Raw genomic sequence first — 14133 nt, 5'->3', positions numbered from 1 at the left:
GTTTCAAGTGGGGGATTCCCTACACAAACCCGGATGCTGTGGATGACACGGGAATACACCGCATACACCGCGAAGACCCGCGGCGAACCCAGTCTAATGAAGGATTTCCCCGTGTCTAGCCTTCCAAAGCATCAATCTTCATCGAGTGCACCATGTGTTTCATAGGCGGAAGGTCCGCTTCCCCTAGGACCCCGTATTCCCGGCGGTCCCCGCCCGCTCCCCCGCCTCTGTGGCGCCCGTCACCTGCGAAGACCTGCCGTCCGGGATGCCGTCCACGTCCGCGGCGGGAGCCGCCTCCAACGGGGCGGGCCGCGCCGCGGGGGTCCGCACGGGGCTCTCGGCGGCGCTCTCGGCGGCGGCCTTCTTGGCCGGCTTCCTCGGCCGGGGCTTCGCCGTCTCGCTCTTCGGCTCGCCGAGGACGGCCTCCTCGGCGCCGGGGGCCGTCTTCTTCGCCGCGGCCTTCTTGGCGGCCGTCTTCTTCGCGGTGGCCTTCTTCGCCGTCGCCTTCTTCGCGGCGGCCTTCTTGACCACGGTCTTCTTCGCGGGGGCCTTCTTCGCGGGCGCCTTCTCCGCGGCACCGGCCGAGGCCGCACTCTTCCGCGGCTTGCGCGGCGGCTTGGCGGCGGCCGCCTTCACCTTGGTCTTCGCCGGGGCCTCGACGAGCTCTGCGGGCTCCACGGACTCCGTCGCCTCCACGGGAGCCTCGGCCGGTACGGGCTGCGGCTCGGGGGCGGGCTGCGGCTCGGGGGCGGGCTGAAGTTCGGGGGCGAGCTGAGGCTCGGGAACAGGCTGCGGTTCGGGGAGGGGCTGCGGCTCCGGCTCCTCGACTGGGTCCGGTTCCTTTACGGGCTCCGCTACGGGCTCCGGCTCCGCCTCGATGACGGGCTCGGGCGCCTTGATGAGTTCCAGCTCCGGTTCCGTGGCGGACGCCGGTTGCGGTTCCGTCACCGGCTGCGGATCCGTCACCCGCTGCGGCTCGGCCTCGGCTTCCACGACGGGCTGCGGCTCCCTGACCGGTTCCGGCTCCGGCTCCGGCTCGGGCTCGGGCTCCGGCTCCGGCTCCGGCTCCGGCTCCGGCTCAGTGAGGGACTCAGGCCCGGGTTCCAGGACCGGCTGAAGCTGGGGCTCCGGCTCAGGTTCCGAAACCGCCTCCGGCTCCCGCTCCTCGACTGCCTCCAACTCCGGCTCCTCGACCACCTCCGGCTCCGTCACCGCCACCGGCTCCGCGACCACCACGGCCGCCTCCGGCTCCCGCTCCGTCACCGCCCCCGCCCCATCGGCCACCGAGCCCCCCTCCCCCTCCACCAACCGCTCCGCCGCCTTGCGGTGCAGCCGGGCGGCAGCGGGATCGCCGAGGCGTTCCAGGGCGTCGGCGAGGCGGTGGCGGAGGGAGGATTCGAGGTCGGTGTCGCGGGTCTGGCGGGCCCACTGGACCGCCTCGTGCCAGGTGCGCAGCGACTCCGGGTGGCGGCCCGCGTACTCCTGGACGCGGGCCAGCTCGCCCAGCGCCCCGGCCTGCGCCGCCGCGTCCCCCGCCCTGCGGTACCCCGCGACCGCCGCCCGCCAGCTGCGCTGGGCCTCGGGGTACTGGCCCGCGCAGGCGAGCACGCCGCCGATGCGCCCGTACAGGACGGCGGCCTCGGCGCGTTCGTCCCGGGCCTGGCGCTGGGAGAGGGCGCGCCCGTACCAGTCGGCGGCGCGCTCCCAGTCGCCCAGGGTCTCGTGCACCGCGCCGAGGGACTCCATGGCCCGGGCGGTGGCGTACGCGTCCCGGGCGACCCGTCCCGCGTCCAGGGCGGCCCGGTAGCGGTCGAGGGCGGCCTCGGTGCGCCCCGAGCGCGCATCGAGGTCCGCCAGGTTCAGCAGGGCGGCGGCACGCTCCGCGGGCAGCGCGCGGCGCTCGGCGATCTCCAGGGCGTACCCGTGCAGGGCGTACAGCCCGGCGGCCTCCGCCTCGGCGTCGCGGTGCGCGAGCAGGGCCCGTACGAGAGCGGAGATCAATCGCCGTGCCAGGGTGTCGAGTCGGCCGTCGGCCACCGCCATCCGCACCGCGGCGAACAGGGCGGGTTCGCGCGCCGAGAGCCACCGGGCGGCGGCCGCCTCGGAGGGGAAGCGCTGGGCGCTCGGCATCCTCGCGAGCAGCAGGCGCCCCTGGCTGCCCTCGGGTTCGGTGACCGCCCGGCAGGCCTGGAGCAGGCGTACGGTCCGCTCCAGGAGCCGGGCGCGGGCGAGTTCGCGCTCCGCGGGCCGGTCCTGGGCGGCGCCGAGACGGCTGAGGTGCGGCACCAGGCAGCCCGGGATCTCGTACTGCGGCGGCGTGCCGGGCAGCCGCCGCAGCAGTCCGGTCGCGGCGAAGTCGGTGAGGGCCTCCTCGGCCTCCGGCACCGAGCAGCCCGCGAGGGCGGAGGCGGTGTGCGGGTCGAGGAGCCCGGCGGGCGCGAGGCACAGGGCGCGCAGGGCGCGGGCGGCGTGCGGGGGCAGGCTCTCGTAGACGTACCGGAAGACCCGGGCGAGGGCGGTGCCCTCGGTGACCTCGCCGTGCAGTCGCCGGGCGAGGTCGAGCACGGCGGCCCTCGGGCGGACGGCGAGCCAGCCGCCGGCCAGGGCGAGGGCGCCGGGCTGGCCCGCGCACTCCTCGACCAGGGATTCGGCGGCCCGCGGGTCCACGGTGATCCGCACCCGGCCGGTGAAGCGGGCCAGGTACTCCAGGGCGGACTTGGTGTCCAGCCCGCCGAGGGCGCAGGGCCGTACGTTGGGGATGCCGGTGAGCGGGCCCTCGGCGACCACGACGGCCAGGCAGTGGGGGGCGTCCGGGAGCAGCGCGTCGACCTGTTCGGCGCTGCGCGCGTCGTCGAGCAGGAGCACGGCCCGGCGGTCGGCGAGCGCGCCGCGCAGCGCCTCGGTGAGTTCGTCCTCCTCGGCCCCGGGCCCGGCCGGGGCGCCCAGCTCCGCCAGGAGCTGCTGGGCGAGGCGGGCGACGGGGACGGGGGTGCCGTCGGGTTCGGCGAGTCGGGCGGTGAGGAGTCCGTCGGGGTAACTGTCCGCGACGCGTGCGGCGAGTTCGCGGGCGAGCGCGGTGCGCCCGGAGCCGGGCTTGCCCGCGATGAGCAGGACCCGGGCCCGGGGCGCCTTGCGGCCCGCGATGGTGTCCAGTCCCGCGCGCGCGATGTCGCTGTGGAGTTCCTTCAACTCCCGTGTGCGGCCCAGGAAGTGAGCATCCGTCAACTCGTCCTCGGGGTGCGGCTCCCGGTCCGTACCGGGCACCCGCAGTCCGCTGCCGTCCACCGCCCATTCCGTCACCGGGCCACGCTCCCGTCGCCTTGCCGACCGAGTGCCCGCCGTATCGGGAACGGGCACCCGCCGAGCCTAGTTCACTCTCTGCGACGAACTGCGGAGAGCAGGGCGGCGGCTTCCCTCGTTCGGATCAGCCGATGGTCACACGGAGAACGGGCGGGCGGGCCACGGCGCTTCGGCCGGGCGCAGCGCCCCGGGGCCCTCGCCGCCGAGCACGGCGTGCAGCGAAAGCACCCCGAGGGCAAGGCAGTTGTTCTGGAGTTCGCCCGCGAGCACCCCTCGTACCAGAGCGGGCAGCGGCACCATGGCCAACTCCATGTCGGCCTCCTCCTCGGCGACTTCGAAGCGCTCGCCCTCGGCCTCGGACAGCTCCCGGGCCAGGAAGACGCGTACCGCCTCGTCGGAGCCGCCGGGCGTGGTGAAGACGTCCGTGAGCACCCGCCAGTCCTCGGCCTTGAGGTGCGCTTCCTCGTAGAGCTCGCGCTGCGCCGCGTGCAGCGGGTTCTCGCCCGGTACGTCGAGCAGCCCGGCCGGCAGCTCCCAGAGCTTGTGCCGTACGGGGTGGCGGTACTGGCGCAGGACGAGGACGCGCTGCTCGGTGTCGAGGGCGAGCACGGCGACCGAGCCGGGGTGCACCTGGTAGTCGCGGCGGGCGGCCGAACCGTCCGGCATGACCACCTCGTCGGTGCGCACCGCGGTCTTCTTGCCCGTGAAGGGGGTCGTGCTCGCCCTGACCTCCCACTCCTCGGGGCTGTCCTTGATCGCCATGCCGAAGCCTCCCACGCGCCGCAAACGAAGAACCGGGGTACGCGCCCTCGCGAGCGCGTACCCCGGCAACGCTATCCCGGCGGGGGCGGCTCAGCCGTCCGTGCCGGGGGCGAGCTCCTGCCGGCGGGCGACGGCCGCCTTCACCAGGCCCGCGAAGAGCGGGTGCGGGCGGGTCGGGCGGGAGCGCAGCTCCGGGTGGGCCTGGGTGGCCACCAGGTACGGGTGCACCTCGCGCGGGTACTCGACGTACTCGACGAGCTTGCCGTCCGGGGAGGTGCCGGAGAACTGGAGCCCGGCCTTCTTCTCCAGCTCGGCGCGGTAGGCGTTGTTGACCTCGTAGCGGTGGCGGTGGCGCTCCTCGACGTACTCCTTGCCGTCGTAGACCTCGCGCACGATCGAGTCCTCGGCGAGCTTGGCCGGGTACATGCCGAGCCGCATGGTGCCGCCCATGTCGCCCTCGCCGGCGACGATGTCGAGCTGCTCGGCCATGGTGGAGATCACCGGGTGGCCGGTCCCCGCGTCGAACTCGGTGGAGTTGGCGTCCGGGATGTCCGCGATGTTGCGCGCGGCCTCGATGACGATGCACTGCAGGCCGAGGCAGATGCCGAGCAGCGGGATCCGGTTCTCCCGGGCGTAGCGGATCGCGCCGACCTTGCCGCTGACGCCGCGGTCGCCGAAGCCGCCCGGGACGCAGACCGCGTCCACGCCCGCGAGCTGGGCCTCGGCCCCGGCGGGGGTCTTGCAGTCGTCGGAGGTGACCCACTTGATCTTCACCCGGGCCCGGTTGGCGAACCCGCCCGCGCGCAGGGCCTCGGTGATGGAGAGATAGGCGTCGGGGAGGTCGATGTACTTGCCGACCAGGGCGATGGAGACCTCGTGGTCGGGGTTGTGCACCCGGTCGAGCAGGTCGTCCCAGACCGTCCAGTCCACGTCCCGGAAGGGCAGGTCGAGCTTGCGGACGACATAGGCGTCCAGGCCCTCGGTGTGCAGCACCTTCGGGATGTCGTAGATGGACTTGGCGTCGATGGCGGCGACCACGGCGGCCTCGTCGACATCGCACATCAGGGAGATCTTGCGCTTGATCGAGGTCGGAACGTGACGGTCCGCTCGGAGCACGATCGCATCCGGCTGAATACCGATGTTCCGCAGCGCGGCGACCGAGTGCTGGGTCGGCTTGGTCTTCAGTTCGCCGGAGGGGCCGATGTAGGGGAGCAGGGAGATGTGCACCACGAAGACGTTGTCGCGGCCGACCTCGTGGCGGACTTGGCGGACCGTCTCCAGGAAGGGCAGCGACTCGATGTCGCCGACGGTGCCGCCGACCTCGGTGATGACCACGTCGACGTCCTCGGTGGCCATCCGGCGGATGCGGTGCTTGATCTCGTTGGTGATGTGCGGGATGACCTGCACGGTGTCGCCGAGGTACTCGCCGCGGCGCTCCTTGGCGATCACCGTCGAGTAGACCTGACCGGTGGTGACGTTGGCGCTGCCGTCGAGGTCGACGTCGAGGAAGCGCTCGTAGTGGCCGATGTCCAGGTCGGTCTCGGCGCCGTCGTTGGTGACGAACACCTCACCGTGCTGGAAGGGGTTCATCGTGCCGGGGTCGACATTGAGGTACGGGTCCAGCTTCTGCATGGTGACCCGCAGGCCGCGCGCCTTGAGCAGCGCGCCCAGGCTGGAGGCCGTGAGCCCCTTGCCGAGGGACGAGGCGACACCCCCGGTGACGAAGATGTGCTTGGTCGTCGAATTCGAGGATCGGGGCGGCATGGCCAAGAGGGGGCTCCCGTGGTCGCGGTCTGAGGTGCTGAGCGGGCCCGGAACGTTCTTCGGGTGGCGCCGCTGCGGTCGGGGGCCAGGCCCACCGGTCCACGGGCTACCAGGGTAACAGCGACCAGAGGAGACTGCTTCCGGCCACGCTCCGCGCACGGAATGCGGCACACGTCACCTCTCGCCCACCCGTTCGGCGCAGCCGGGTTGCCGAAGACGGTGCACGGATCACCCGGTGCGGACGTATCCTGCTCGGACACTCGCCGACGAGCGCCGTATCCGGGCACGTGGCATGCCCCGGACCAGGGGCGTCGGAGTGACCGAGGGAACGACGACGCCACGAGCCGCGTCTTTTCCGACAAGAGCTCGTCGCAGACGATTCACACAGAATCCTTGACCCGCATTGCAAGGCCCCCGAGCGGGCACCGTGGCCGTTTGACTGGAGATGTACGTGGCCGGGCGCATCGAGGACTACGCACTTATCGGAGACATGCAGACCGCCGCGCTGGTCTGCCGGGACGGCACGATCGACTGGTTGTGCCTGCCCCGCTTCGACTCCCACGCCGTCTTCGCCGGGCTGCTCGGCACCGAAGAACACGGCTTCTGGAGACTGGGGCCGGCGGCCGGGTCCGAGGACCCGCCGCCCGCGGTCCGCCGCAGCTACCGCGGGGATTCGCTGATCCTGGAATCCGAGTGGGACACCCCCCGCGGCACGGTCAGAGTGACCGATTTCATGCCGCCCCGCGACGGCGCACCCCAGCTGGTGCGGATCGTGGAGGGCGTCACCGGCCGGGTGCCGATGCGCTCCGCGCTGCGGATGCGCTTCTCCTACGGCCGGATCGTGCCCTGGGTGCACAAGGTCGACGGGCGCACCGTGGCGGTGGCCGGACCCGACTCGGTCTGGCTGGACGCCGAGGCGGAGACCTACGGCAAGGACCTGACGACCTACGCCGACTTCACGGTCTCCCCCGGTGAGCGCGTCGCCTTCACCATCTCCTGGCAGCCCTCGCATCGGAATCCCCCGGCGCTGCCCGAGCCCGAGCAGTCGCTGGAGGCCACCGAGGAGTTCTGGCGGGAGTGGGTCGAGCAGTGCACGTACCACGGCCCCTACCGGGAGGCCGTGATCCGTTCGCTGATCACGCTGAAGGCGCTGACCTACGCGCCCACCGGCGGCATCGTCGCCGCGCCCACCACCTCGCTGCCGGAGGAGATCGGCGGTCTGCGCAACTGGGACTACCGCTACACCTGGCTGCGCGACGCGGCGATCACGCTGTCCTCGCTGCTGCGCACCGGCTACCGCGACGAGGCCCGCGCCTGGCGCGAGTGGCTGCTGCGCGCGGTGGCCGGCGACCCGGAGAGCCTGCAGATCATGTACGGCATCGCCGGGGAGCGGGAGCTGGGCGAGGCCGAGCTGGACTGGCTGCCCGGCTACGAGGGCTCCGCCCCGGTGCGCGTCGGCAACGGCGCCGCCCACCAGCTCCAGCTGGACGTCTACGGCGAGGTCACCGAGGCCCTGCACCTGGCCCATATGACGGGCCTGGCGCGCAACGACCACGCCTCGCTGCTCCAGCTGAAGCTGATCCGGCACCTGGAGGACCACTGGTACGAGCCGGACGAGGGCATCTGGGAGGTGCGCGGCCCGCGCCGCCACTTCGTGCACTCCAAGGTGATGGCCTGGGTCGCCGTCGACCGCACCATCAAGCTGATCGAGTCCGGCGACGCGGACGGCCCCCTGGAGAAGTGGCGCGAGCTGCGCGACGACATCCACCGGGACGTCTGCGAGAAGGGCTACGACCAGGAGCGCAACACCTTCACCCAGTCCTACGGCTCGAAGGAGCTCGACGCCTCGCTGCTGCTCATCCCGCAGATGGGCTTCCTGCCGCCGGACGACAAGCGCGTCATCGGCACCATCGAGGCGATCCAGCGCGAACTGTCCACCCCGGACGGCTTCATCATGCGCTACCCGACCTCCGGTGAGGACGAGGGTGTGGACGGGCTCTCCGGCGACGAGGGGGCCTTCCTGGCCTGCTCCTTCTGGATGGCGGACGACCTGGCGATGATCGGCCGGGTCGACGAGGCCCGCAAGCTCTTCGAGAAGCTGCTCGCGCTCCGCAACGACCTCGGCCTGCTCGCCGAGGAGTGGGACCCGGTCCTCCAGCGCCAAGTGGGCAACTTCCCGCAGGCGTTCAGCCATGTCCCGCTGATCGACACCGCCCTGCGGCTCACCGCCTCGGGGGCGTACGGGGGCTGAGGCCCGCCCCGGCACCGACGCAGCACCCTCCGGCCCGCGGCCCCAGCCGCGGGCCGGAGTGCGTCACCCGGTCAACTCGTCGTAGACGCCGAGGACTTGGGCGGCGGCCTCGTCCTCGGAGGGCCAACTGCGGGTCAGCGCACGGGAGGCGACCCGGAGCCGCTGCCTGCGGTACGGGTCATCGAGCAGCGCGGTGACCGCGCGGGCCAGGGCCTCGGCGTCCCCGTGCGGCACCAACTCGGCGGCCCCGCCGACGAGTTCGGTCATCATCCCGACCTCGGCGGCGACCAGCGGCACCCCCGCGAGCAGGGCCTCCTGGGCGAGTACGGAGCGCGCCTCCCGGCTGCCGGGCACCAGGACGAGGTCCGCGGCGCCGAGCAGTTCCGGTACGTCGGTGCGGCGGCCGAGCAGGCGTACCGGCAGGTCCTCGCGGCGGATGCGGCGCTGGAGTTGGGAGCGCAGCGGCCCCTCCCCCGCGATCAGCACCAGCGGCTGCGGTTCGAGGCCGCGCCAGGCGCGGGCCGCGTCGAGCAGGGTCCGGTAGCCGCGGCCCGCGTGCAGGGCGCCCACGGCGAGCAGCAACGGGCGTCCCACGGCGCCGAGTTCGGCCCGGGTCTTGTCGGGGTCGGCGGTGCTGCGCCCCGCCGTGTCCCCCTCGTGGGGCGGGCGCGCGCCCGGGTGGGCGAGGACGGCGAGCCGGGCGTCGCGGGCGCCCAAGGCCCGGGCCCGGCCGACGAGTTCGGGGGTGGCGCCGAGGACCACCGAGGCCGCCCTGGCCACCCGGCGCTCCACCAACTCCCGTACCCGCGGCCGGGAGCCGTCCCACGAGCCGCCGCTGTACCAGGTCACCACGAGGGGCACCGGGCGTCCGCTCAGGGCCAGCGAGGCGCGCAGGGCGGCGTGCGGTCCGTGCGCGTGGACCAGGTCGGCGCCGGAGCAGGCCGCGCGCAGAGCGGCGAGCGAGGCGGGGTCGCCGCGCCGGGGCACCGGTACATGGACCGCTCCCGCGCCGGTGAAGTCGTGCGCCTCCTCGGTCCGCTGCGGGGAGCACACGGTCACCCGCACCCCGCGCGCGGTGAGCCCGGTGGCCAGCGCCCGCACCTGGCCGCTGCTGCCGGCGCTCACCCCGCCGAGCACCTGCACGGTACGCAGCGGCGGACGACCGTATGGTGCGAGGCTGCTCACGTGGGGGGTTCCTTGGTTCGGTGGTTCGGTGGGGGGAGTTCTGCTTGCTGTTCATGGGGGCAGGGCGGCCGGTCCGTGGCGGTCTCCGGTGGGCCGGGGGCGGGTGTTCGGGGCACTGGGTGCCACCCCGGGTGCTGCGCACAGGATGCCAGGCCGAGCGGGCGCCGGGGCCGCAGTCCGGCGTCCGGAGCGGGGCGCCGGGGTGAGCAGGGGGAGGCGTTCCACTCGTACCGGTGGTTTCGGGGCCCGGGATTGACGGGGCGGCAGGGCCGGGGCACATGCCGGATGGCACGGGGGGACGCGGCGGGGGCGGCGGTGGCCTCTCAGCCGTCCGCGCGGGCCGTGGCGAGGAGTTCCTCGGCGTGGGCGCGGGCCGTCTCGGAGTCCTCCTGGCCCGCGAGCATCCGGGAGAGTTCGCGCACCCGGTCCTCGCCGTCGAGCACCTTGACCCCGGAGCGGGTCACCGAGCCGTCGTCGGTCTTCTCGACGAGCAGCTGCCGGTCGGCGAAGGCGGCCACCTGCGGGAGGTGGGTGACCACCACGACCTGGGCCGACTTGGCGAGCCGCGCGAGCCGCCTGCCGATCTCCACGGCCGCCTTGCCGCCGACGCCCGCGTCCACCTCGTCGAAGAGGTAGGTGGGCACCGGGTCGTTCCCGGCGAAGACCACCTCGACGGCGAGCATCACCCGGGAGAGTTCACCGCCGGAGGCGCCCTTGGCGATCGGGCGGGCCGGGGCGCCCGGGTGCGGGGCGAGCAGCAGCTCCACCTCGTCGGCGCCGGTGGGCCCGCAGGCGACGGTCCGGCCCTCGACCTCGACGCCCTCGGGGTCCTCGGTCTGGCGGATCTCGAAGGAGACCCGGGCGTGCGGCATGGCGAGCGAGGCGAGTTCCGCGGTGACCGCCGCGGCGAAACGCTCCGCGGCCTCCCGGCGCACCTGGGTCAACGCCTGGGCCAGGGAGCCGAGTTCGGTCCGCAGCGCCTCGCGTTCGGCGGTCAGCTCGCCGGTCCGCTCGTCGTCGCCGTCCAGGTCGGCCAGCCGGGCCGCACCGGCCTCGGCCCAGGCGAGCACCGTGGCGATGTCCTCGCCGTACTTGCGGGTCAGCTGGGTCAGGGCGGCCCGGCGCTCCTCTACGGCGGCGAGCCGCAGCGGGTCGGCGTCCAGGTCGTCGGCGTACCCGGCGAGTTCGCCCGCCACGTCGCCGAGCAGGATGCCGATCTCGCCGATCCGGTCGGCCAGGTCGGCGAGCGAGGGGTCGTGGGAGCGGACCGCCTCGACGGCCCGGTGCGCGCCCGCGACGAGGGCGCCCGCGTCGATGCCCTCGGGGTCCTCCGGATTGCCCGCGAGGGCGGCGTGCGCGGCGGTGGCCGCGGAGGCGAGGGCCTCGGCGTGACCGAGGCGTTCGGCCTCGGCGGCCAGCTCGGTGTCCTCGCCGGGCCGGGGCTCCACGGCGGCGATCTCCTCCAGGCCGAAGCGCAGGTGGTCGGCCTCCTGGGCGCGTTCGCGGGCGCGGGTGGTGATCTCGTCCAGCTCGGCGGTGACGGCCCGCAGCCTGCGGTAGGCCTTGCCGTACGCCTCCAGCGGCCCGGTGACCGCCTCGCCCGCGTACCGGTCCAGGGCCTGGCGCTGCCGGGAGAGTTTGAGCAGCCCCTGCTGGTCGGTCTGGCCGTGCACGGCGACCAGTTCGTCGGCGAGTTCGCCGAGCACGCCGACCGGCACCGAGCGCCCGCCGAGGTGGGCGCGGGAGCGGCCCTCCGCGGAGACGGTCCGGCTGATCAGCAGCGCCCCGTCGTCGAGTTCGGCACCCGCCTCCTCGGCGCGCCGCACCGCCGGGCCGCCCTCGGGCACGGTGACCCGGCCCTCGACCACCGCCGACTTGGCCCCGATACGCACCAGGGCGGCGTCGGCGCGCCCGCCGAGCAGCAGGCCCAGGCTGGTGACGACCATCGTCTTGCCCGCGCCGGTCTCCCCGGTCACGGCGGTGAAACCGGGCGACAGCTCGACGACCGCGTCGTCGATGACCCCGAGCGACCGTATCCGCATCTCCTCCAACACGGACACGACCTTACGAGGTCGGGGCGCCGCTGTGCGACGGGCCCCGGTATCCGGTGCCGAATCCGCAGGTGGCGGGCGGTCGTATCACCCGCCTGAGTGGGCCGCCCGCCCGCGGATCCGGCCGGTCGGCGCCGGTCAGTGGGGCGCCCCGCGCCAGCCGGAGACCGGCAGGGCGAACTTGGCGACCAGGCGGTCGGTGAAGGAGGCGTGGTGCAGCCGCGCGAGCCGGACCGGGACGGCGCCGCGGCGGACCTCCACCCGGGCGCCCGCGGGGAGTTCGACGGTGCGCCTGCCGTCGCACCAGAGCACGCCGTGCGGGGTGTGCGGCTGGACCTCGACGGCGAGCACCGAGTCGGGCGAGGTGACCAGCGGCTTGGCGAACAGGGCGTGTGCGCTGATCGGGACCATCAGCAGCGCCTCCACCTCGGGCCAGACCACCGGGCCGCCCGCGGAGAAGGCGTAGGCGGTGGAGCCGGTGGGGGTGGCGCAGACGATGCCGTCGCAGCCGAAGCCGGTGACCGGGCGGCCGTCGACCTCCAGGATCACCTCCAGGATGCGTTCCGGGGAGACCTTCTGGACCGCGGCCTCGTTCAGCGCCCAGTCGCGGTGCACGGTGTCGCCGTTGTTGTGCACGACCACGTCGACGGTCATCCGCTCCTCGACCTCGTAGGAGCGGGTGACGACCCGGTCGACCACCTTGTCCAGGTCGTCGCGCTCGGCCTCGGCGAGGAAGCCGACCCGGCCGAGGTTGACCCCGAGCATCGGCACCCCCGAGGCACGGGCGAACTCGGCGCCGCGCAGCAGCGTGCCGTCGCCGCCGAGGACGATGAGCAGCTCGCAGTCGTCGAGGCACTCCGGGGTGGCCTCCGCGACCAGTTCCACCTCGGGGGGCAGCGGCAGGTCGGCGGCCTCCGCCTGGAGTACGCGCACCCCGAGGCCGGAGCGGAGCAGTCCGGCCACCACCAGTTCGGCGCTCCGGATGGCCGCGGGCCGCCCGGTGTGGGCCAGCAGGAAAACAGTACGAGCTCGGCTCTGAGTCAACGGGGCCCCTCCGCCACAGCACGGTCAACATCCGCCGGGTCCAGCTCGGGAGCACCGGCACGCAGCCACAGAAAGTACTCGACGTTCCCGGAAGGACCGGGCAGCGGGCTGGCCGTCACGCCCTCGGCGCCGAGCCCGAGTGCCCAGGCCTGCCGGGCGACTTGGCGCACCGCCTCGGCCCGCAGCGCGGTGCTGCGCACCACTCCCCCGCTGCCCAGGCGCTCCTTGCCGACCTCGAACTGCGGCTTCACCATCAGGACGAGGTCCGCCTCGGGGGCGGCGCAGCGCACCAGGGCGGGCAGCACCAGGCCGAGCGGGATGAAGGAGAGGTCGCCCACCACGAGCTGGACCGGGACCCCGCCGAGGTCGTCCAGGCTCAGCTCGCGCACGTTCGTACGGTCCCGGACGGTCACCCGCTCGTCGCTCTGCAGGGACCAGGCGAGCTGGCCGTAGCCGACGTCCACGGCGACCACCTCGGCGGCCCCGGCGCGCAGCAGCACATCGGTGAAGCCGCCGGTGGAGGCCCCGGCGTCCAGGGCGCGCCGCCCGGTGACCACCAGGCCCCGGGGCCCGAAGGCGGCCAGCGCCCCGGCGAGTTTGTGCCCGCCGCGGGAGACGTAGTCGGGGTCGCCGTCGTCCTTGGAGACCACGATGGCGGCGCTGGTCTCCACCTGGGTGGCGGACTTGCTCGCCCTGGCGCCGCCGACGGCGACGCGTCCGGCGGCGATCAGCTGGCCCGCGTGCTCGCGCGAGCGCGCGAGCTTGCGGCGGACCAGTTCGGCGTCGAGGCGGCGACGTGCCACTCCTGCCACTGTCGGTTCAGCTCCTGTGTCCGTGCCGGTGTACGGAAGGTCCTCCGTGACCGGGGTCGGCGGGTGTACGGCGGGCTGCCGTCACCGGGGCGGTGCGGGGTGCGGTCCGGGCGGCGGGGGCCCGGGGTGGCTGTCGAGGCCGGTGAGCGTGTCCCGCAGGCCGCGGTGCACGTCCTCGTAGACCTCGGTGTGGCCGTCGGGGGTGAGCAGGTCCGCGTCGGCGAGCCGCCCGAGATACCCGTCGACCTCGGCGTTCCCGGTCGGCTGCCGTTCCACACCGAGCGGGGCGGGTCCGGCGGGGGCGTCGTCGGGGGCGGGTACCGCCGCGGGATCCTCGGCGGTACCCGCGGGAGCGGCCGCCGCGGGGTCCTCGGCGGTTTCCCCGGGAGCGGCCGCGTCCCGCTGACCGGCGGCGCTCCGGTCCCGCTCGGCCTCGGCCGCCGCCTGCTGCCCCTCGGCGGCGGAGGGTTCCTGTTCCGGGCTCGCCGTGGTCTCGTCCATGCCCCGACGCTACCGCGCGCGGCCGGGGTCCTTCGCCCGGATCGGGCCGGGCCCGATCCGAACCCGGGACCCTGGGGTACCGTCGATCGAGATGGCCACCGTAGAGCAGTGCCGCGCCGCGCTCGGCCGCCTCTCGGAGCAGATGGGCCGGGCCGGGGGCGAGGTGCGCCGGGCCGCCGCCCTGGACCGCTCGCTCAGCTGCCACCTCACCGACCACGACGCCACCTTCACCGGCCGCCTGCACGAGGGCCGGATCGACGGGCTCCGGCTGCACGAGGGACCGCCGACGGCGCCCAAGGCGCAGATCCGGCTCGCCATGACCGGCGACGACCTGGTCGCCCTCGTCGACGGGGAACTGCACTTCGCCCGGGCCTGGGGCTCCGGCCGGGTCAGGCTGGAGGCGGGGCTGCGGGACCTGCTGCGCCTGCGCCGCCTGCTCTGAACCGGCTCCGGAACTCTTCAC

Annotated in this window: 9 protein-coding genes and 1 pseudogene; 2 read left to right on the top strand and 8 right to left on the bottom strand. The window is 74.2% G+C overall.

Annotated features, from left to right (window positions below; genetic code table 11):
* Positions 1–1254: 1254 nt before the first annotated feature.
* The 3 genes and pseudogenes from MID12_RS27430 to MID12_RS27420 form a co-directional block, all read right to left on the bottom strand.
* Positions 1255–3300: pseudogene (locus MID12_RS27430) on the bottom strand (tetratricopeptide repeat protein); the annotation flags it as partial.
* A gap of 135 nt (positions 3301–3435) precedes the next feature.
* Positions 3436–4062, bottom strand: coding sequence for an NUDIX domain-containing protein (locus tag MID12_RS27425; RefSeq protein ID WP_040254799.1), 627 nt, complete (start codon positions 4060–4062; stop codon positions 3436–3438).
* Positions 4063–4152: 90 nt separating this feature from the next.
* Positions 4153–5826 (bottom strand): CTP synthase, encoded by a 1674-nt coding sequence (locus MID12_RS27420; protein WP_263171451.1) that lies wholly within the window; start codon positions 5824–5826, stop codon positions 4153–4155.
* A gap of 445 nt (positions 5827–6271) precedes the next feature.
* Between MID12_RS27420 and MID12_RS27415 the strand changes: the two genes are divergently transcribed.
* Positions 6272–8077: a glycoside hydrolase family 15 protein gene (locus tag MID12_RS27415; RefSeq protein WP_040254795.1), complete on the top strand. Its 1806-nt coding sequence runs from the start codon at positions 6272–6274 to the stop codon at positions 8075–8077.
* A gap of 63 nt (positions 8078–8140) precedes the next feature.
* Here the strand turns inward: MID12_RS27415 and MID12_RS27410 are convergent, their stop codons facing one another.
* From MID12_RS27410 to MID12_RS27390, 5 genes are all read right to left on the bottom strand, one after another.
* Positions 8141–9262 carry a glycosyltransferase family 4 protein gene (locus MID12_RS27410; RefSeq protein ID WP_263171449.1) on the bottom strand — a complete coding sequence of 374 codons (1122 nt, stop codon included), beginning with the start codon at positions 9260–9262 and terminating at the stop codon, positions 8141–8143.
* A gap of 323 nt (positions 9263–9585) precedes the next feature.
* On the bottom strand, positions 9586–11304 hold the full coding sequence (gene recN, locus MID12_RS27405; protein ID WP_040254792.1) for a DNA repair protein RecN: 1719 nt from the start codon (positions 11302–11304) through the stop codon (positions 9586–9588).
* A gap of 147 nt (positions 11305–11451) precedes the next feature.
* On the bottom strand, positions 11452–12357 hold the full coding sequence (locus MID12_RS27400) for an NAD kinase (protein WP_078845263.1): 906 nt from the start codon (positions 12355–12357) through the stop codon (positions 11452–11454).
* Complete coding sequence (locus MID12_RS27395; protein WP_263171446.1) at positions 12354–13169, bottom strand: TlyA family RNA methyltransferase; 816 nt, start codon at positions 13167–13169, stop codon at positions 12354–12356. Before MID12_RS27395 ends, MID12_RS27400 begins: the two co-directional genes overlap by 4 nt.
* An 81-nt stretch (positions 13170–13250) precedes the next feature.
* The gene (locus MID12_RS27390; RefSeq protein ID WP_078845262.1) at positions 13251–13670 is read right to left on the bottom strand and encodes a hypothetical protein; all 420 of its coding nucleotides are present in this window, start codon (positions 13668–13670) and stop codon (positions 13251–13253) included.
* Between the two features lie 91 nt (positions 13671–13761).
* Here MID12_RS27390 and MID12_RS27385 point away from each other — a divergent pair, with 91 nt between their 5' ends.
* Positions 13762–14112: a hypothetical protein gene (locus MID12_RS27385; protein ID WP_040258399.1), complete on the top strand. Its 351-nt coding sequence runs from the start codon at positions 13762–13764 to the stop codon at positions 14110–14112.
* Positions 14113–14133 lie beyond the last annotated feature (21 nt).

It is taken from the genome of Streptomyces sp. SCSIO ZS0520 (assembly GCF_025643355.1).
Classification (GTDB): Bacteria; Actinomycetota; Actinomycetes; order Streptomycetales; family Streptomycetaceae; genus Streptomyces; species Streptomyces physcomitrii.
Note: the sequence above shows the minus strand (reverse complement) of the source record. Positions and strands in the feature narration are given on the sequence as shown.

Excerpts from the sequence above, each read along its gene's own strand:
- MID12_RS27425 (WP_040254799.1), bottom strand. The coding sequence starts at position 4,062 with ATGGCGATCAAGGACAGCCCCGAGGAGTGGGAGGTCAGGGCGAGCACG.
- MID12_RS27420 (WP_263171451.1), bottom strand. The coding sequence starts at position 5,826 with ATGCCGCCCCGATCCTCGAATTCGACGACCAAGCACATCTTCGTCACC.
- MID12_RS27415 (WP_040254795.1), top strand. The coding sequence starts at position 6,272 with ATGTACGTGGCCGGGCGCATCGAGGACTACGCACTTATCGGAGACATG.
- recN (WP_040254792.1), bottom strand. The coding sequence starts at position 11,304 with ATGCGGATACGGTCGCTCGGGGTCATCGACGACGCGGTCGTCGAGCTG.
- MID12_RS27390 (WP_078845262.1), bottom strand. The coding sequence starts at position 13,670 with ATGGACGAGACCACGGCGAGCCCGGAACAGGAACCCTCCGCCGCCGAG.
- MID12_RS27385 (WP_040258399.1), top strand. The coding sequence starts at position 13,762 with ATGGCCACCGTAGAGCAGTGCCGCGCCGCGCTCGGCCGCCTCTCGGAG.